Origin of the sequence: Reyranella sp. (assembly GCF_965229815.1) — a bacterium.
In the GTDB taxonomy this organism is placed as follows: domain Bacteria; phylum Pseudomonadota; class Alphaproteobacteria; order Reyranellales; family Reyranellaceae; genus Reyranella.
Genome location: NZ_CBDDJN010000006.1, coordinates 683,303 through 702,073 on the forward strand (window position 1 = coordinate 683,303; position 18,771 = coordinate 702,073).

At 69.4% G+C, this 18,771-nt stretch carries 16 protein-coding genes; 4 read left to right on the forward strand and 12 right to left on the reverse strand.

Annotation, left to right across the window (positions count from 1 at the left end; all coding sequences use genetic code 11):
• Nucleotides 1–59: 59 nt before the first annotated feature.
• From ACO073_RS14685 to ACO073_RS14695, 3 genes are all read right to left on the reverse strand, one after another.
• Complete coding sequence (locus tag ACO073_RS14685; protein ID WP_421998306.1) at nucleotides 60–1,121, reverse strand: lactonase family protein; 1,062 nt, start codon at nucleotides 1,119–1,121, stop codon at nucleotides 60–62.
• Between the two features lie 69 nt (nucleotides 1,122–1,190).
• The gene (locus tag ACO073_RS14690; protein WP_421998307.1) at nucleotides 1,191–2,573 is read right to left on the reverse strand and encodes an ATP-binding protein; all 1,383 of its coding nucleotides are present in this window, start codon (nucleotides 2,571–2,573) and stop codon (nucleotides 1,191–1,193) included.
• Entirely contained in the window at nucleotides 2,551–3,225 is a 675-nt protein-coding gene (locus tag ACO073_RS14695; RefSeq protein WP_421998309.1) for a winged helix-turn-helix domain-containing protein, read from the reverse strand. Before ACO073_RS14695 ends, ACO073_RS14690 begins: the two co-directional genes overlap by 23 nt.
• A gap of 170 nt (nucleotides 3,226–3,395) precedes the next feature.
• Here ACO073_RS14695 and ACO073_RS14700 point away from each other — a divergent pair, with 170 nt between their 5' ends.
• Complete coding sequence (locus tag ACO073_RS14700) at nucleotides 3,396–4,907, forward strand: DegQ family serine endoprotease (protein WP_421998310.1); 1,512 nt, start codon at nucleotides 3,396–3,398, stop codon at nucleotides 4,905–4,907.
• Nucleotides 4,908–5,112: 205 nt separating this feature from the next.
• Here ACO073_RS14700 and ACO073_RS14705 read toward each other — a convergent pair whose 3' ends face one another.
• Nucleotides 5,113–6,117 carry an LLM class flavin-dependent oxidoreductase gene (locus ACO073_RS14705; protein WP_421998311.1) on the reverse strand — a complete coding sequence of 335 codons (1,005 nt, stop codon included), beginning with the start codon at nucleotides 6,115–6,117 and terminating at the stop codon, nucleotides 5,113–5,115.
• 67 nt (nucleotides 6,118–6,184) lie between these two features.
• A complete protein-coding gene (locus ACO073_RS14710) occupies nucleotides 6,185–6,673 on the reverse strand; it encodes a CoA-binding protein (protein ID WP_421998312.1) in 489 nt (162 codons plus the stop codon).
• Nucleotides 6,674–6,686: 13 nt separating this feature from the next.
• Between ACO073_RS14710 and ACO073_RS14715 the strand changes: the two genes are divergently transcribed.
• Together ACO073_RS14715 and ACO073_RS14720 are read left to right on the forward strand one after the other, a co-directional pair.
• Nucleotides 6,687–7,844 carry an NADH:flavin oxidoreductase/NADH oxidase gene (locus tag ACO073_RS14715; protein ID WP_421998313.1) on the forward strand — a complete coding sequence of 386 codons (1,158 nt, stop codon included), beginning with the start codon at nucleotides 6,687–6,689 and terminating at the stop codon, nucleotides 7,842–7,844.
• A gap of 112 nt (nucleotides 7,845–7,956) precedes the next feature.
• Entirely contained in the window at nucleotides 7,957–10,860 is a 2,904-nt protein-coding gene (locus tag ACO073_RS14720; RefSeq protein WP_421998315.1) for a DUF4114 domain-containing protein, read from the forward strand.
• Between the two features lie 6 nt (nucleotides 10,861–10,866).
• On the opposite strand, the gene ACO073_RS14725 is transcribed toward ACO073_RS14720, so the two are convergent.
• From ACO073_RS14725 to ACO073_RS14745, 5 genes are read right to left on the reverse strand one after another with little or no spacing between them, the layout of a single operon-like run.
• Nucleotides 10,867–11,700 carry an ABC transporter permease gene (locus ACO073_RS14725; protein ID WP_421998316.1) on the reverse strand — a complete coding sequence of 278 codons (834 nt, stop codon included), beginning with the start codon at nucleotides 11,698–11,700 and terminating at the stop codon, nucleotides 10,867–10,869.
• The gene (locus ACO073_RS14730) at nucleotides 11,697–12,611 is read right to left on the reverse strand and encodes an ABC transporter permease (protein ID WP_421998317.1); all 915 of its coding nucleotides are present in this window, start codon (nucleotides 12,609–12,611) and stop codon (nucleotides 11,697–11,699) included. Before ACO073_RS14730 ends, ACO073_RS14725 begins: the two co-directional genes overlap by 4 nt.
• Nucleotides 12,604–13,689, reverse strand: a complete 1,086-nt coding sequence (locus ACO073_RS14735; RefSeq protein ID WP_422002147.1) for an ABC transporter ATP-binding protein — start codon at nucleotides 13,687–13,689, stop codon at nucleotides 12,604–12,606. Before ACO073_RS14735 ends, ACO073_RS14730 begins: the two co-directional genes overlap by 8 nt.
• Before the next feature lie 29 nt (nucleotides 13,690–13,718).
• Nucleotides 13,719–14,831: an ABC transporter substrate-binding protein gene (locus tag ACO073_RS14740; protein WP_421998318.1), complete on the reverse strand. Its 1,113-nt coding sequence runs from the start codon at nucleotides 14,829–14,831 to the stop codon at nucleotides 13,719–13,721.
• Between the two features lie 31 nt (nucleotides 14,832–14,862).
• Nucleotides 14,863–16,179 carry an NtaA/DmoA family FMN-dependent monooxygenase gene (locus ACO073_RS14745; RefSeq protein WP_421998319.1) on the reverse strand — a complete coding sequence of 439 codons (1,317 nt, stop codon included), beginning with the start codon at nucleotides 16,177–16,179 and terminating at the stop codon, nucleotides 14,863–14,865.
• Between the two features lie 145 nt (nucleotides 16,180–16,324).
• Here ACO073_RS14745 and ACO073_RS14750 point away from each other — a divergent pair, with 145 nt between their 5' ends.
• A complete protein-coding gene (locus ACO073_RS14750) occupies nucleotides 16,325–17,086 on the forward strand; it encodes a class II aldolase/adducin family protein (protein WP_421998320.1) in 762 nt (253 codons plus the stop codon).
• A gap of 42 nt (nucleotides 17,087–17,128) precedes the next feature.
• On the opposite strand, the gene ACO073_RS14755 is transcribed toward ACO073_RS14750, so the two are convergent.
• Nucleotides 17,129–18,298 (reverse strand): multidrug effflux MFS transporter, encoded by a 1,170-nt coding sequence (locus ACO073_RS14755; protein WP_421998321.1) that lies wholly within the window; start codon nucleotides 18,296–18,298, stop codon nucleotides 17,129–17,131.
• The gene (locus tag ACO073_RS14760; RefSeq protein WP_421998322.1) at nucleotides 18,295–18,753 is read right to left on the reverse strand and encodes a MarR family winged helix-turn-helix transcriptional regulator; all 459 of its coding nucleotides are present in this window, start codon (nucleotides 18,751–18,753) and stop codon (nucleotides 18,295–18,297) included. Before ACO073_RS14760 ends, ACO073_RS14755 begins: the two co-directional genes overlap by 4 nt.
• Nucleotides 18,754–18,771: the final 18 nt, after the last annotated feature.

The following is an 18,771-nucleotide window of genomic DNA, read 5'->3' on the forward strand; positions in this document are numbered from 1 at the left end:
CTCCAGTGGAGACATATAGGCCGGTCCGTCGCTTCCGTCGAGTCCCCCGTTGTGGACGATCAGGGCGAGAAGACGATGCAGGCCGGGCTGCCGACCCGCACGCGGATGCGGGTGGGCGCGAGCCGGCCGTCGGACGCCACCCGGTAGCCGACGATCGACCGGCTGTCCTGGTTGGCGACGTAGAGGAAGCGCTCGTCGGGATCGACGGTGAAGAAGCGCGGCGTGCGGCCGTGCGTCGGCACCCACTGGCGCGGCGCCAGCAGGCCGCTGCGCGGGTCGATGCCGAACACGCCGATACTGTCGTGGCCGCGGTTCGAGACGTAGAGGTTGCGGCCGGCCCGATCGACCGCGATCTCGGCGCCGGTGCTGTAGGCGGTGAAGGTCGCGGGCGTCGACGGGATGGTCTGCAGCGGCACGAGCGCGCCGCTGCGCGGGTTCTGGCGGTAGGTCGTGATCGTGGAATCGAGCTCGTTGATCACCCAGGCGAGCGGCTTGCGCGGATGGAAATCGATATGGCGGGGCGCGGCGCCGGGCCGGGCTGCGACGCGGGCCGCCTCGACGAGGATGCGCCGGCGGGGATCGAGGCGGTAGGCCACGACGGCGTCGGAGCCCTTGCAGGGCACGTAGAAGAACCGGCCCTGGCGGTCGAGCGGGATGTGGTGCACGCACATCGTCTTCTGCTGGAAGCGATGGGGCCCGAGCGTGCCCGTGACGGTGGTGAGCGTCCGGTAGGGCTTCAGGCTTCCGTCGGCGGCGAGGGGAAAGACGGCCAGCGTATCGGTGCCGTAGTTGCACACGGCGAGGAAGCGGCCGGTCGCGTCGAAGGCGAGGTGGACGGGGTTGTAGCCGCCGGTGGGCTGACGGTTCACCGGGGCGAGACGGCCGGTCGCGGGATCGATCGTGAAGGAGTTGATCTCGCTGCGATCGCCGTGCACCGAGTAGAGCCGCGTGCCGTCCGCGTTGATGGCGAGGAAGGACGGATTCTCCAGGCCGCCGACCCGCTGGACATGCGCGAAGGCGCCGGTGCGACGGTCGACGCGATAGACGTTGATGCCGTTGCCCTGGCCGTTGCGCTCGGGCGTGGTGTAGCTGCCGACATAGGCGAAGCGGGTGCTGCTCATCGCGCGATTGTGGCCGCGGGCGGTGGTGCCGACAATCGCACCGTCCGCAGGGCGGTCTCCGCGCGCGGCTCAGCCGGTGACGACGACGCCCAGTCCGGGATTGCGGTCGCGGAGCTCGATGGTGAGCCCGTGCAGGCCGGCGATCGCCTTCACCATGGCGAGGCCGAGGCCACTGCCGGCCGTCGAGCGGCTGCGGTCCAGCCGGTAGAAGCGGTCGAACACCTTGGCGCGCTCGGCCTCGGGGATGCCCGGCCCGTTGTCGGCGACCTCGATCGCGATTCCCGTGCCGGCCTTTCCGACGGCGAGGGTCACGGTCGACCCGGCCGGCGTGTGGTGCAGCGCGTTCTCGACCAGGTTGGAGAGCATCTGGGCCAGGAGCTGGCGATCGCCGGTCAGGCGCACCCCGTCCTCGATGCGGATGTCGAGCGTGTGGCCGGAATCCTCGGCGGCCGGCTGATAGGCCTCGCCGACGCTGCGCGCCAGCTCCGACAGATCGACCTCGGTGAAGGCCCGCCGCTGGGCGCCGGCCTCGACCTGGGCGATGCGCAGCAGCGCCGAGAAGGTCTCCAGCAGCTCGTCGGCCTCGGCGATGGCGGCGTCCGTCGCGGCGTCGTACGCCTCGGTGGTCGTCGCGCGCTCGCGTGCGTCCTCGAGGTGCTGGCGCAGCCGGCCGAGCGGGGTGCGCAGGTCGTGGGCGATGTCGCTGGAGACCTGCCGCAGCCCGTCCATGAGCTGCTGGATGCGGCCCAGCATGGCGTTGAGGCTGGCGATCAGCTGGTCGATCTCGTCGTGCGTGCCATGCGCCGGGATGCGGGCGGAGAGGTCGCCTTCCATGATGGCGCGCGAGGTCCGCGTGATCGTGTCGATGCGGCGCAGGAACGAGCTGCTGAGGAAGGCGCCGCCGGCGATCGCCAGCAGCAGCGTGAGGCCGCTCGCCCAGGCGAAGGCCCGCACGATCGCATGCTGCATGTCGGTGAGCCGGGCCGCGTCCTGGGCCACCAGCAGGAACGAGCCGTCGGGGAGGGTGAGGCCGAAGCCGGTCAGCTTGGCGCGCTCGCCGTCGGCCTCGGGCACCGCGGCATCGGGCTGGGGAACGAAGTCGACCACGCCGTCGACCGGCGGCATGCCGGGCAGGTTGCCGACCACGACGCGGCGGTTGGGCGCCTGCAGCAGGTAGAAGATCGGGCCGCGGGTGCGGAAGTTGATGCGCCGGGCGATCTGGTCGGCGAGGCCGCCCAGCCCGCTGCGACGGTGGACCTCGGCGAGCTGGTAGGCCTCGGAGCGCAGGACCGCCGCCATGTCGGTCTGCATGGCCGCCGTCGCCGTCCAGTAGACGGCTCCGAACAGGGCGCCGGCCGAGGCCATGAACAGCACGGCGTAGAACAGGGTCAGGCGGAAGCTCGCCGACCGCAGCAGGCGGGCGAGGCGGCTAGTCGGGCGCGCGGATGACATAGCCTGCCCCCCGCACGGTGTGGAGGAGCGGACGGCCGAATCCCTTGTCGATCTTCGAGCGCAGCCGGCTGATGTGGGTCTCGACGATGTTGGTCTTGGGATCGAAGTGGAAGTCCCAGACCTTCTCGAGCAGCATCGTGCGCGTCACCACCTCGCCGGCATGGCGCAGCAGGTACTCCAGGATCTTGAACTCCTGGGCCAGCAGCTCGATGCGCTTGCCCGCCCGCGTGACGGTGCGGGCCAGCAGGTCCATCTCGAGATCGCCGGCGGTGAGCGAGGTGGCGGCGACGATCGGCGGGCGGCGGGCGAGGGCGCCGACGCGGGCCAGCAGCTCGGCGAAGGCGAAGGGCTTGACGAGATAGTCGTCGCCCCCGGCGTCGAAGCCGGCGACCCGGTCGTCGATGCCGCCCATGGTGGTGAGGAAGAGGGCGGGCGTGCGCACGTTCGAGGTGCGGGCTGCCTTGACCAGCGACAGGCCGTCCATCTTCGGCAGCATGCGGTCGACGATCATGACGTCGTACTTCTCGCCGGTCGCCAGGTAGAGGCCGTCCCGGCCGTTGTCGGCGTGGTCGACGACGTGACCGTGCTCGCGCAGCCCCTTGGCGATGTAGTCGGCGGTCTGCTTGTCGTCTTCGACGAGGAGGATCTTCACGGCTTACCTGTCAGGGAACGCCCCTGGCGAGGGCGTTTGGCCGGTTTCTCGGCCGAAAACAACGGTCCCCAACTATACAAACATTCAATACTGGAGCCATCCGGTCGCCATGGGGGGCCCCCCATATTCGTCGCGTGGAAAAGCCCCACCCCCAGAAGGAGGTTGCTCTCATGACGAAGACGAAGACCCGCATTCTCACCGCCCTGGCGCTGACGACGGCCCTGACGGCCCCGGTGCTGGTCGCGCCCATGCTGACGGCGCCGGCGGCCATCGCTGCCGCCCCGACCGGCTCGATGGTCGTTCAGGACTTCTCCGATCTCGCCGCCAAGGTCAGCCCGGCCGTCGTGAATGTCGCGGTGACGATGAAGGGCGGCGCCGACGACGACGACAAGCAGATGTCGGGCCGCACGGACAAGCAGCAGCAGCAGATGGAAGAGTTCATGCAGCGCTTCGCCGAGCGGTTCGGGCAGAAGGGCATGCCGCAGATCAAGCCGCAGCATCCGTCGCCGAAGGCGCAGGGTGTCGGCACCGGCTTCATCGTCGATCCGAAGGGCTGGATCGTCACCAACTACCATGTCGCCGGCAAGGCCGACGAGATCACCGTGACGCTGACGGACGGCCGCAAGCTGCCGGCCAAGATGGTGGGCGGCGACGAGAAGACCGACCTCGCCCTGCTCAAGGTCGAGAGCGACAAGCCGCTGCCCTACGTCTCGTTCGGCGACGCCACCAAGGTGCGCGTCGGCCAGGCGGTGATGGCGGTCGGCAACCCGTTCGGCCTCGGCGGCACCGTGACGACCGGCATCGTGTCGGCGCGCGGCCGTGACATCCACTCCGGCCCGTTCGACGACTACATCCAGACCGACGCCGCCATCAACCGCGGCAACTCGGGCGGCCCGCTGTTCGACATGGACGGCAACGTCATCGGCATCAACACGGCGATCTTCTCGCCGAGCGGCGGCAACATCGGGCTGGGCTTCGCCATCCCGTCGAGCCTGGCCGAGCCGGTGATCGCCCAGCTCAAGGAGCACGGTCGGGTCGAGCGTGGCCTGCTGGGTGTGCAGATCCAGCCGATGACCGAGCAGCTGGCCCAGAGCATGTCTCTGAAGAGCGACAAGGGTGCCCTGGTGGCCCAGGTCACGCCGGACAGCGCGGCCAAGGCGGCCGGCATCGAGGCGGGTGACGTGATCCGGAGCGTGGACGGTAAGGACGTCGACACGATCAAGGACCTGACCCGCATGATCTCGGGCACCAAGCCCGGCACCTCGGTCAAGATCGGCCTGTGGCGCGACGGCAAGGACATGACGGTCACCGCCAAGGTCGGCAACGACCAGAAGGACGGCGGCTTCATCAAGGCGAGCGCCGACAAGGCCGACGTCAAGAAGGAGCCCCTGTCCTACGGCGTGTCCCTGGCGCCGATCTCCAACGAGGTCCGCCAGGAGCTGAAGCTGGACGACTCGGTCAAGGGCGCGCTGATCGCCGGTGTCGAGCCGGGCAGCCCGGCCGATGAAATGGGCCTCAAGCAGGGCGACGTCCTGCAGCAGGTCGGCCGAGAGGCCGTCGACAGCCCGAAGGCGGCGGTCGAGCAGCTCAAGGAAGCCAAGAAGACCGGCAAGCCGGTCCTGATGAAAGTGTATCGAGAGGGGATGACCAGGTTCGTCGCTATCTCTCCCCGGGCGGCGTAGCTGATCCTCTCGACGAGCCGGCGGTGGCCCTACCACCGCCGGCTTTGTTTTACCTGACGGACGCTTTTCCACGGCGAGCCCATGTCAGGAGGGGGGCGCGCCCGATCGTGAGAGCAACCTCGACGGGCGTGTTCACGGAGGGAGGGAGGTCCGCGGTTCGCGTGTATGTGGAACCGCGGGCCTCTTCTTGTTTGGGCCTCTGTCGTCAGAGCGCCGGCATGACCTCTGCGGAAAACAGGTCGACCGAGCGGGCCGACTCCTCGAGCGACAGGTCGCCGAACGCCATCCGGCAGAGGCAGTAGTTGATCCCGGCCACGTCGTTGTCCCGCTTCAGCCGGTCGCGCACCGTCGCAGGCGACCCGGCCACGATGTAGCCCTGGGACAGGGCCTCTTCGAACTCGGCGGGGATGAGCTGGCGCGGCAGGCCCACCCCATGGGCCCGCCACAGGTGGATCAGCGCGTCGTACCACAGCACGAAGGCGCGGCGGGCCATAGAGCGGGCCTCCCGGTCGGTGTCGGCGACCACGATGTGGCGGCTCAGCCCGAGCATCGGCAGGTCGCTCTCGTCGCGACCCAGCGCCCGCCAGGCGGCGCGATAGCGGGCGGTGAACTGGCCGACGCCGTCGGCCCGCATCCCGACCACCGCGTTGCAGGCCTGCTGCGCCAGCCGGTCGGCGCTCTCCAGCGAATTGGCGCCGTACCAGAGCGGCGGATGCGGCCGCTGGGCCGGCTGCATCTCCATCGGCACGTCCTTGAAGGAGAAGTAGCGGCCCTCGTGGGTCAGGCGCTTCTCCGTCAGGCCCTTCAGGACGACCTCCAGCGCCTCGGCGAAGCGTTCCGGTCCCGTCGCGGGATCGACGCCGTAGTAGCCCACCTCGTAGGGGGAGATGCCGCGGCCGACGCCGAGCTCGAGGCGGCCCCCGCTCATCTGGTCGAGCATGCAGATCTCGTCGATCAGGCGCAGCGGGTGATAGAGGTTCACGGTGTAGACCAGCGGCCCGAATCGCAGCGTCTTCGTGCGCTGGGCGACGGCGGCGAGGAAGACGCTGGGCGAGGGCGCCATGCCGAGCGGCGTCGCGTGGTGCTCGGCCAGGTGATAGGCGTGGAAGCCCGCCCGTTCGTAGCGCTCGATGAGGCACAGCCGTTCCTCGAACTGCCGTCCGAGATCGGCCCCGGCCCGGTCCATGTGGTCGAAGACCCCGAACTTCATGCGTTTCTCCCCTTTTGGGGAGGATGCTACAGCCGGAGAGGCCGCCTGCACACCGCGCGGGGAGGCGTCAGAGCCGTCGCTTGCGGCTGGAGATCACGCCGCTGGCGATGCCATGCCATTCGATGGTGCCGGCCAGCCGCGAGTGCTCGATCTTGGGGCAGCGATTCATCACCACCCGCAACCCGGCCTTCTCGGCCCGCTCCGCGGCCGCGTCGTTGCGCACCGCGATCTGCATCCACACGACCTTGGCGCCGTGCGCGATCGCCTCGTCGGTGATCGGCCCGGCCGCCTCGGAATTGCGGAAGATGTCGACCATGTCGACCTTCTGCGGCAGCTCGGCGATCGAGCCGTAGACCTTCTGGCCGAGGATTTCCTGGCCGGCGGCGGCGGGGTTGACCGGGATCACCGTGTAGCCGCGGTCGAGCAGGTACTTCATGGCGAAATAACTGGGACGATTCCAGTTGGCCGAAGCGCCGACCATGGCGATGGTCTTGCACTCGCGCAGGATGCCGCGCAGGTAGGCATCGTCGTAGCGATCGTGAATCACGGCAGGCATGGGGGGATTATACATGGCGCGGCCGCTGCTGTTCGAACCGATTTCCATCCGGGACGTCACGCTGAAGAACCGCGTGGTCGTGGCGCCCATGCACCAGTATGCGGCGGAGAAGGGCTTCGCGACGGACTGGCACCTGATGAATGCCGGCCGCTTCGCCGCCGGCGGCGCCGGGCTGGTGATCATGGAATCGACCAAGGTCGAGCGGCGCGGCTGCGGCACGGTCGGCGATCTCGGCATCTGGGACGACGCGTTCGTCCCAGGTCTCAGGCGGTGCGTCGACTTCATCCGCCAGCACAATGCGGTGCCGGGGATCCAGCTCGGCCATTCGGGCCGCAAGGCGCGGCGCTTCCGGCCGTGGGAGGGCGGGGCGCCGCTCACGCCCGACGGAATCGACGACTGGGACCAGTGGGAGCTCGTTTCGTCGAGCGCCCGCAATTCACCGGACACCGACCCGACGCCGCGCGCGCTCACCCGCGAGGAGATCCCGCAGGTGATCGAGCGCTGGGGCCAGGCGGCGCGCCGCGCCCATGAGGCGGGCTTCGACGTGCTCGATATCCACGCCGCGCACGGCTACCTGATCCACCAGTTCCTCTCGCCGTTCTCAAACCTGCGCAACGACGAGTATGGCGGCAGCGAGCTGAACCGCATGCGCTTCTGCATCGAGGTCGTCGAATGCGTCCGCACCTACTGGCCGGCCGGCAAGCCTCTGTTCGTGCGCTTCTCGGTCGAGGACGATGCCGGCTGGGGGCCCGACCAGAGCGTCGCGCTGGCGAAGATCCTGAAGCCCAAGGGCGTCGACGTGATCGACTGCAGCTCGGGCGGCATGCGCGGCTCGCCGGTGGTGAGCGCCGGCCCCGTGACCTACGGCTACCAGGTCCCCTATGCCGAGCGGCTGAGGAAGGACGCCGACATACTGAGCATGGCGGTCGGCCTGATCGTCCATGCCGACCAGGCCGAGAAGATCCTGCAGGAGGGCCGCGCCGACCTGATCGCGCTGGCGCGCGAGCTGCTCTACAACCCGAACTGGCCGATGGATGCCGCGCAGAAGCTGGGCGTCGACCCGCAGTTCGCCTCGGTGCCGCCGCCCCAGGCCTACTGGCTGGCCAAGCGGGCCCAGTCGGTGAAGACCGTCGTGCCGTCCACCTACATGAAGGGCATGACGGCCGGATGACACGGGCGGGAGCGGGGCGCGTCGGGTCCTGCCGATGGCTCCCGTCGCCCGAACCGTCTAGAATCGCCGCAGGGCGCACGCCGAAGTCCGGTGCGTCCGGAGTTCCGCTGCGATGCCGCCGATCGACTACCAGAGCCTGACCAACGCCAGTTTCGGCGACTTCATGAGCTATCGCAGCGGCGCCGTCATGCCGAGCGGCGGCGCCCTCGCCACGGACGCGAAGTTCAATGTCGCGCTGATCTTCGAACGGGCATCGGATCCGACGGCGCTGCTGGCCTCGAACTGGGGGTCGCGGCAGCTGCAGCTCCAGGCGTTGAACGACTCTGGCACGCTGTGGACGACCTACGGCGCCGACCGGGCGAGCTACGACGCGGCCCTGTCCTATCTCGGACCGGGCGCCGGCAATCTCGGCCTGGTGACCCTGGACGGCACCAACAGCGGCTACGTGTCGTCGGCCGAGTCGCGCACGATCTGGGTGCAGCTCGACGAGCATGCCTTCGAGACATTGTTCGGCACGGCGCTGCGCACCGACGGTTCGACCCTGTACTGGGAGGGCAACCTCGCCCTGCCGACGACGCTCACCGACCTCGGCGTCAACGCCCTGTGGTTCGACACCAAGGATACTCAGTTCAGCCCGGTGCTCCCGCCGCACGGCAAGGGCGTCACGGCCGACCTGCCGCAGGGATGGCAGAGCCCGGGCAACGCCGCGAGCGAGGGCCATGCCGTCGCCACCCTGTTCCCCAACCAGATCGCCTTCGAACACTACAACTTTCCGCTGTCCGGCGAGCTGTGGGGCACCGTGCCCACGGGCGCGATCGGCCTCGTCGAGCCGGGGGTGGGCACCGCCCTGCCGAGCGGCGCCACGGCGGATTTCGCGACGCTGGTCGACGCCTATCGGGCGCTGCTGGGCATCACCACCCCGGTGACGGTGGTCGACGTCGCCGGCGGCGGGCAGACCTATCCCACGGCCGAGGGCTTCACGTCGGCCGGCGAACGCTCGCTGGACGTCGGCGTGGTGACCGGCATCAATCCCCTGAGCCCGTTGGTCCTCTATGCCGGCTCCGGGCACGAGGCCAACGCGAACGGCCAGTCCTTCACCGCCTACCAGTCGGCGATCTGGGATCTGGTCAACAACCCCCGGGTCATCACCTCGTCCTTCGCCTTCCCGGCGTCGACGGCGCCCAACTCGCCGTTCTACATCGCCATGCAGGAGCTGTTCATCGACGCGGCCCTGCGCAACATCACGGTCTTCTCCGACGATGGCGACCTGGGCTCCGGCGACCGCTACGGCAACGGGCTGACGAACGTCACGCGCGAAAGCCCGTTCACCGTCATGGTCGGCGGCACCTCGCTCAGCACGGTCGATGCCGCCCTGGGCGATCCCACGATCGCCGACATCGTCCAGCTGGCCCTGGCCGGCGACCAGGCGACGCTCTGGCAGCTCGTCGCGGGCGGTCTGACCGTGCTGCCGAGTCCCTCGGTGGGCTTCGCCGACCTGATCGAGACGGTGTGGAACCAGTACTATCTCGACGGCAACGCCTTCGCGACGCCGGGCTCGGCCAGGAACGGCGCCGCTCCGACGGGGTATTTCGCCAACCACGCCAGCGCCGGCGGCGTCGACTTCAACACGCCGGTGCCGTGGTACCAGGCGGCCTTCGGCCTTTCGCCCACCACGGCCGACCCCGACCATCTCGTGGGACGCGGCATTCCCGACGTATCGGCCAATGCCGGCGGCAACATGCTCTATCGGCTGCCGGCGAGCGATCTGGTCGGCCTCGAGAACATGGACGGTACCAGCGCGGCGACGCCGCTCTGGGCGTCGCTCGCGGTGCGGATCAACGCCATCTTCGCGGACCAGGGCCTGCCCAACCTGGGCTATGCCAGCGACCTCCTCTACACCGCCGCGGCGATCGCGCCGGCCTCGTTCAACGACATCACGATCGGCAACAACATCTCGTCCTTCGTCCTGGGCGGCGATTTCCACAGCGACGGCCACGCCATCAGGCCCACCGGCTTCGGCTACCACGCGGTGCCGGGCTACGACCTCACGACGGGCCTGGGCTCGCCCAACGGCACGCTGCTGGCGCGCGCCCTGTCGACGATCGCCCATTCGCAGATGTACTTCAGCACCAGCCCCGCCATGCTCGACGAGGACGGCGCGGGCGGCTGGCTGAGCAGCGGCGACCAGAGCCTGATGTTCCAGATGATGTCGGGCTCGCCGCTCGGCATCACGCTCGATCTCGGCGCGAAGAGCCTGGGTTTCGCCAACAGCGCCTCGGGGACCTACGCCTGGACGGCGCGCATGGCGCAGCAGGCGCTGCAGCCCGATTTCGACCCGCGTCTCGTCACGATGTTCGACAAGCAGGCCCAGGGCTTCGTCGGCCATTCCGTCGTCGAACAGGGTGAGGGCGTGGCGGTGACGGTGGGCGGGATCTCGGCCGACGCCATCCAGGCGACGCTCTCCAGCACATTCGGCTTCGCCGACTTCGTCACAGCCCAGGGCGTGGTGCGCGTCGCCCGTCCGGTGGCGGTCGCCGAGACGGCGGGCGGCGCCGACGACACGACGGCGATCGTGCGCGTGCGCCAGAACGGCGAGGACAGCCTGTCGCTCACATTCTACCGGGTCGACGACCATACCGGCACGATCGACGGCGTGCGGCCCGACCACGCAGCCTATGCGGGCGTGGCCGCCGGACGGGCGTACCAGCTCGGCAGCGGCGGGACCTCGCTCGGCGGGCCGGGCTACGGCAACTTCGAGCAGGCGGGCCTGCTCGACGTCGATGCCGGCGACCTGATCGCCATGAAGCTGGTCAACAACACGACGGGCGCCACTTACTGGGCCTTCGCCTCCGCCAACGAGACGGCGGGCGGCCAGCATGTCGGCCACCTCTGGAACTACGGCCTGAACGTGTGGGGCTGGGAGGACACCTACGGCGGCGGCGACCGCGACTACAACGACCTGATCGTCCAGCTCGACTTCACCAGCAGCGCGGGCCACGGCTGGCTGGTGTCGTAGCGCCCGTCAACCGGACCGGCCGCGCGCCACTTGCTTCTCGGCATGCCTGCGCAGCGCGTGGGCGCCCCACATCAGCGCCACCGTAAGCACGATCGTGAGCGTCGAGACGGCGGCGATCGTGGGATCGATCTGGAAGCGCAGGTCGTCCCACATGCGCCGCGGCAGCGTGACGGCGCCGGAGCCCGAGATGAACAGGGCGACGATCAGCTCGTCGAACGAAGTGATGAAGGCGAACAGCGCGCCGACCAGCACGCCCGGGCGGATCAGCGGCAACGCCACCTGGAAGAAGGTCGCGCGCGGCGTGGCGCCGAGGCTGAGCGCCGCCTGCTCGAGGCGCGGGTCGATGCCGCTCAGGCTGGCCGTGACGCTGGTGACCACGAAGGGCACGGCGAGGCAGGTATGGGCGATGATCAGCCCGATCGGCGTGCCCACCAGCCCGTAATGGGCGAAGGCGTAGTAGATGCCGATCGCCACGACGATGCCGGGCACGATCAGCGGCGACAGGACGAGGCCCGCCACCAGCACGCGCAGCGTGCGTGGCAGGCGCGTGATGCCGAGCGCCGCCACGGTGCCGAGCAGCGTCGCCAGCACCACCGTCGCCGCGGCGACCCAGAGGCTCAGCCAGGTCGGGCGCAGCCAGTCGGCGCTGCTGAAATAGGCCTCGTACCAGCGCAGCCCGAAGGCCGGCGGCGGGAAGGTGAGGTAGGTCGCCGAGGAGAAGGAGACGACCACCACGACCAGGATCGGAAAGGCCAGGAACAGCAGGATCAGCCCGACGATGCCGGCCGGCAGCAGGCGGGCCGCCATCGCGCGGACGGCCAGGGCGCGAGCGGTCGTCATCGCGCGCTCATGCGGAAGGCGTTGCCGACGCCGGGCAGCCGGTAGAAGGCGCCGATGATGGCGAGCGCGGTGGCCAGCAGCACCGCCGACAGGGTCGCGGCGTAGGCCCATTCGAGGTTGTCGACCTGCTGGGCGATCAGCATCGAGATGGTGATCTCGCGCGGGCCGCCGACCATCGCCGGCGTGATGTAGAAGCCGAGCGCCAGCACGAACACCAGCAGCACGCCGGCCGCGACGCCCGGCATGGAGAGCGGCAGCGTCACCTGCAGGAAGGTGCGCCAGGGCGGCGAGCCGAGGCCCGAGGCCGCGCGCAGCAGCGACGGATCGATCTGCCGCAGCGCGTTGGCGATCGGCAGGATCATGTAGGGCAGCAGGATGTGGCTCATCGCGATCTGGGTCGCGAGCGGCGTGTTCAGGATGCGCAGCGGCCGGTCGAGCAGCCCGGCCGCCAGCAGCGCCTCGTTGATCAGCCCGTGCCGGCCGAGCAGCACCATCCAGGCGTAGCTGCGCACCAGCACGCTGGTCCAGAAGGGCAGCAGGATCAGCACCAGGATGAGCGGCGCCCAGCGCGGCGCGCGCACCAGGGCCAGCGCCACCGGGTATCCCAGGAGCAGCGAGGCGAGGGTGACGATCAGCGAGGTGTAGAAGGTGTTGGAGAAGGTCTTGAGGAAGACCGCATCGCCGGCGAGCGCGGCGTAGTGCGCCAGGCTCCAGACGGGATCGGACACGCTGCGCATCAGCATCGCCGCCACCGGCAGGACGTAGAAGGCCAGCATGAAGAGCACGAGCGGCGCCGCCAGCAGCATGGCAATCACGGCTGGGCGCGCGCGGCTCCAGTCGCGCGTCTTCGCCGAGGCGAGAGATGATCGCGGCACCGGAGTGACGCGCCCCCAGCGGACGGCCTCAGACAAGGATCGTATCCGCCACGGACCAGGCGATCTCGGCCTGCTCGCCGACCGCGCGTCGGCGGATCGCCGCGCTCGACGGCTCCTTCAGCACCACCGAGGTTCCGTCGGCCACGCGCAGCATGTAGCGGCAGCGCTCGCCCGCGAACACGGCCTCGGTCACGGTGACGCTCATCCGGTTGAGCGGGGCCGCGCCGTTGGCGGGACCGTTGGTGTCGGCGAAGCGCAGGCGTTCGGGCCGGGTCGTCAGCGTCACGGTGGCGCCGCTCGCCGGACGGCCGGGACAAAGCGCGCGGATCAGCACGCCCTCGCACTCGGCCACCACGACGTCGTCCTCCACGCCGCGCACGACGGCCGGCAGGAAGTTCGACTCGCCGATGAAGCCCGCGACGAAGCGGCTGCTCGGCCGGTCGTAGAGGTCTTCGGGCGCGCCGACCTGGGCGACCTTGCCGTCGTTCATGACGGCGATGCGGTCGGACATGGTGAGCGCCTCCTCCTGGTCGTGCGTCACGTAGATGAACGTGATGCCGAGGTCGGCGTGCAGGCGGCGCATCTCGAGCTGCAGGTTCTCCCGCAGCTGCTTGTCGAGGGCGCCCAGCGGCTCGTCCATCAGCAGCAGGCGCGGCTGGAAGACGATGGCGCGGGCGAGCGCCACGCGCTGCTGCTGGCCGCCCGAGAGCTGGCGCGGATAGCGGGCGCCGTAGCCGGGAAGCTGGACCAGCTCGAGCGCCTGGCCGACCAGCCGGACGCGCTCGGCCTTCGGGACCCCGCGCTGCTTCAGGGGAAAGCCGATATTCTCCTCGACCGTGAGATGGGGAAAGAGGGCGTAGTTCTGGAACACCATGCCGATGTTGCGGCGGTAGGGCGGCATGGCGACCACGGACGTGCCGTCGATGGCGATGTCGCCGGCGCTCGGCGTCTCGAAGCCGGCGATCATCATCAGCGTGGTCGTCTTGCCCGAGCCGCTGGGGCCCAGCAGGGTCAGGAACTCGCCCGACCGGATGTCGAGCGAGACCCCGTCGACCGCGTTGGTTCGGTCGTACTTCTTCTCCAGGCCGGTCAGCGCGACGGAGGCGCCGCGCACCGCGCCGCCGGCCGCTCCGGTCACGGCTGTCAGCTCAGCAGCCATTTGTTGAAGCGCGTGACCACGGTGTCCTTGTTGTCGATCCACCAGTCGTAATTGTAGTTCACGAGCTGCGACTTGATGGCGGGCGCGCTGGGCAGGACCTTGAGACGCTCGGCCGGGATGTACTCGTTCGACTTGCTGTTGACCGAGCCGTAGGGGATGCCGAGCGAGACGCGCGCCTGCGGGATCGCCATCGTCGAGTAGGCGGCGAACTTCATCGCGTTGACCTTGTTCTTGGCGCCCTTGGGGATGCCCCAGGCATCGCGCTTCAGCAGGCCCTGGCTCCACGAGATCTCGCCCGGGACGCCGGCCGCCTGCAGCGCCGCCATGCGGCCGTTCCAGACCGTCGTCATCGTGACCTCGCGGTCGGTCAGCAGCTGGATCGGCACCGCGCCGGTGTCCCACCACTTGATGACGTCCTTCTTGATCTTGTCGTAGCTCGCGAAGCCCTTGTCGATGTCGAGCGGGTAGAGCTTGTCGGGCGGCACGCCGGCCGCCATCAGGGCGAACTCGAGCTCGGGCCAGCCGCCGGCGCTGGTGCCGACCATGGCGCGCTCGCCCGGGAACTTCTTGGTGTCCCAGAAGTCGGCCCAGCCCTTGGGGGCCGCGCCCTTGAAGGCGTCGGTCCGGTAGGCCAGCACCTGCGCCCAGACCAGCATCTCGAGCCCGTATTCGAAGCGATAGGCTTCGTCGACGCCGGAATCGACCAGGCTGTAGTCGATCTTCTCGAAATAGTCGCCCTGCTTCTGCAGGTTCATGATCGAGCCGCGGCTGAGCTGGGCCATGTCCCATTCGACGTTGCCGGTCTCGACCATGGCCTTGATCTTGGTCGGGTTGGAGCCGGGGAAGGCGCGCACCTTGATGCCCGAGATCTTCTCGAAGGGCTCGAAGTAGGCCTTCATCTGCGTCTCTTGCATCGTGCCGCCGAAGGTCGCGATGCGCACCTCGCCCGTGCCCTTGAGCGCATCGGGGATGGTCGTCTGCTCGGGCCACGCCGCCTGCGCCGCCGCCGGCCGGATGAACGGAGCCGCCAGCCCGGCACCGAGAAGGCCGAGGGTCGCGCGGCGACTGAAGCCCGACGATGAACGATCTTTAGCCATGATGCCTGCCTGCCTTCCTTCCTGTTATTGATCAGTACGCCAGGAGATTGTCGCGGAAGTGCTTGTGCTCGTATGCCGTGCGCATCAGGCCGCGATCCTGGAGCGCCGGCACCAGCCCGTCCTCGATCTCCGCCAGGGTGCGGCGGTTGACGTTGGGCATGGAGAGCAGGAAGCCGTCGCCGCCGACCTCGTCCATCACCTCGCCCATCCGGGCGGCGATGTGGTCGGGCGTGCCCACCAGCTCGACCGACAGGTCGACGGCGTTGTAGCTCGCCATGGTCTCGCGGATCGACCGGCCGTTGGCCATCTTGCGGAACTGCTCGAGGTTCTGCTGGTGGCCGTTGGTCGTGACGTGGTCGGGCAGGGGCTTGTCGAGGTCGAACTTGCCGAAGTCGATATTGGTGACCTTGCCGAAGTGCGCCAGCCGCTCGTCGATCTTCTCGAAGGCGATCGCCTCGCGCTTCTTCTTGCGCGCCTGAGCCTCCTCCATGGTCTCGCCGATGATCGGGTTGACCAGGTAGAGGACCTTGCACTCCGACGGCTTGCGGCCCTGGGCGACCATGTGCTTGTGCACGTCGTCGCGATAGGCCTTCATCGCCTCGACGCCCTTGGCGTGCACGACGATCGTGTCGGCATGGGCGGCGGCGAACTTGCGGCCGCGCGGCGAGCCGCCGGCCTGGGCGATCACCGGCTGGCCCTGCGGCGCGGGTCCGGAGTTGAGCGGGCCGCGGGTGCTGAAGTACTTGCCCTGGTAGTTCACCGCGTGGACCTTGGTCGGATCGACCAGCACGCCGGACTTGCGGTCGGCGATCAGGGCGCCGGGCTCCCACGAGCCCCACAGGCCGCGGCAGACCTCCATGTACTCGTCGGCCATGTCGTAGCGCAGGTCGTGGTCGGGCATGCCCTGCATGCCGAAGTTCATGGCCGCGAAGTCCGAGCTGCCGGTGACGGCGTTCCAGCCGATGCGTCCGCCGGAGACCTGGTCCAGCGTCGCCACCAGGCGGGCCAGCAGATAGGGGTGGTAGGCATAGGTCCCGAAGGTCGGGACGATGCCGATCTTCGAGGTCACCTGGGTCATCAGCGCCGCCACCACGGACGGGTCCTGGCGCGGCACGGCGATGGCGTTCTTGAGGTAGATGTCGGTCGAGCCGCCGAAGCTCTCGCCGACATAGGATGAATCTTCGAGCAGGATGTAGTCGAAGCAGGCGCGCTCGAGCGTGCGCGCCATGTTGAGGAACAGCTCGGGCTCCATCCAGGTCGTCCCGATATGGCCGGTCCACGGCTCGCCCCAGGCCTGCGCGCTCGAGCCCTGGAGGAACCAAGCGAGATGAAACGGTTTGCCGGCCACGGTCGGGCTCTCCCCTGGGTTCGCGTTGCTGCAGGGGAGGTACGCAAATAGTGTGCCGAGGGCCGGAATTTCGCCGGCTCGCGCTGGCGCGGGAGTTGCTTTAGAATCCCGTCATCTTTCCGCGCCCCGGTTACGGAGAATTGCGATGAATGCGCCGCCGCAAGTCGATCGTCCCAACATGACAGATGCCGAGTGGCAGGCCCGCTGCGACCTCGCCGCCCTGTACCGCATCACCGACCTGTACGGATGGACCGACACGATCGACACGCACATGTCGGTGCGAATCCCGGGCGAGCCCAACTGCTTCCTGATCAACAACTACGGCGATCTGTTCGAGGAGATCACCGCGTCCAGCCTCGTGAAGATGGACATCGACGGCAACGTCTACAGCGAGGGCGGCAAGTTCAACGCCGCCGGCTTCACCATCCACAGCGGCGTCTACAAGGCGCGGCCCGACGCCAACTGCGTCATGCACACCCATACCCGCGCCGGCACCGGGATCTCCGTGTTGAAGGAAGGCATCCGGCCGATCAGCCAGGATGCGCTCTCGGTCTATGACGACCTCGTCTACCACGAGTACGGCATGCCGACCTCGCAGGAGGAATGCGATGCGCTGGGCGTGACCTGCCAGAAGGGCAACTCGGTGGTGCTGCGCAACCACGGCCTGCTGACCGTCGGCGCCAACATCCCGGGCGCGCTTCGCCGGCTCTACATGCTGGAGCGCGCCTGCGAGGTCGAGGTCATCGCCCGCGGCCTCGACGAGCCGCCGGCGCCGATCGATCCCGAGGTCGTCCGCCAGTATGGCGAGCGTGCCAAGCAGCAGCGCGCCAGCCCGGGCTACGGCCTGACCTACTGGAACGCCGCCCTGCGCCAGATCGAGGGCAAGGGCATCGACTGGCGGCAGTAGTAGCCGCCATTGGAGCGGCCGGAGGGCTGAGCGGCGGCGCCTTCAGCCGGGGCGGCCGCGATAACGCAGCGCCAGCCAGAAGGCCGCCTGGCCGATCACGCCGGCGCCCACGAGGATGATGGCGGCGGTCAGGGCCGGGTCCTGGCCGGTCCCGACCAGCGCGGTGCAGATCGCGCCCACGCCCATCTGCGAGAAGCCGTAGAGGCCCGACGCCGAGCCGATGACCTCGGGGTTGACGCTGATCGCCTGGGTGAGCGCGGCCGGCGAGGCGATGCCCGCACCCATGCCGAAGACGAACATCGGGGCGATCGCCAGCAGCACCGTCAGGTGGCCGGACAGGACGGCGGCCAGGAAGGCGAACGAGGCCGCGACGCTCACGAGGTTGGCCCAGACCGCGAGCCGGTCGATCGGCACAAGCGGGATCAGGCGCGTCGCCGCGACGCTGCCCAGCCACACGCCCGCCAGCACGATCGCCGGATAGATGCCGACCTCGTAGGCCGGTCGGTGGAGCTGGTGGGCGAAGATGAAGGGCGAGGCGCCGATGAAGGCGTACATCGAGGTGGTGGCGCAGCCGCCGCCAATGGCGTAACCGACGAAGGCCGGCGAGACGAGCAGCCTTCCGTAGTTGCGGGCGAGGCTCGAGCGGCGGCCGGCGGGAGCGGGATCGCGGCTCTCGGGCAGCAGCCGCCAGCTGAACAGCAGATTGACCACGCCGAGCAGGGCGAGCGCGAGGAAGATCGAGCGCCATCCGAGGCTGGCGGCCAGCGCGCCGCCGATCAGCGGCGCGGCGCCCGGGCCCAGCGCCACCATGAGGTTCATCAGGGCGAGGCGGCGTGCGGCTTCCTGCGGCTGCGCCGTGTCGCGCACGATGGCGCGGCCGATCACGAGCCCGGCACAGCCGCCCAGCGCCTGGAGCAGGCGGGCGACGATCAGGCTTTGCACGTCGGGCACCAGGGCGGCCGCCAGCCCGGCCGAGGCGTAGAGCACCAGGCCCGCCATCAGGACCGGCCGGCGGCCGAACCTGTCGGACAGCGGGCCGTAGGCGAGCTGGCCGACGGCGAGGCCGAGGATGTAGACGCTGAGCGTCACCTGCATGGACGCCATGCTGGCGCCGAGGTCGCGCGCCGCCTCGGGCAGGGCGGGCACGAAGATGTGCATGGCCAGCGTGCCGCTGAAGGTGATCAGCGTCAGCAGCCAGAGCGGAGCGGTCACGCCGGGTCCTCACCGGTGATGGCGTCGAGGGCGCGGCAGACCTTCTGCAAGACCCGGACCGTCGTCTCGACCTCGCGGTCGGAGAGGCCGGCCAGCGCCTCGCGGCGGATGCGCCGCGCCACGGTCTCGACCTTGTCGGCGATGGCGCGGCCGCGCGGCGTCAGGGTGATGATCTTGGCCCGCCGGTCGGCGCCTTCCCTGCGCTGGATGAGGCCGGCCTTCTCGAGATTGTCGAGCAGGCGGACGACCGACGATCCGTCGAGTGACAGGGAGGCTGCAAGATCCTTCTGGCGCGGCGGCTCGGGCGCGCGGGCGATGTGGATCAGCGGCAGCCAGGTCGCCTCGGTGAGGTCGAAGGGCCTGAGCCTGAGGTCGGCTGCGCGCCGCCACTGGCGAGCGCCGCGCGAGAGAAGGGCGCCGAAGGAATCGCGGCTCGCGGGATCGCGCGGGGGCATGCTGAGATAGTCATTGCT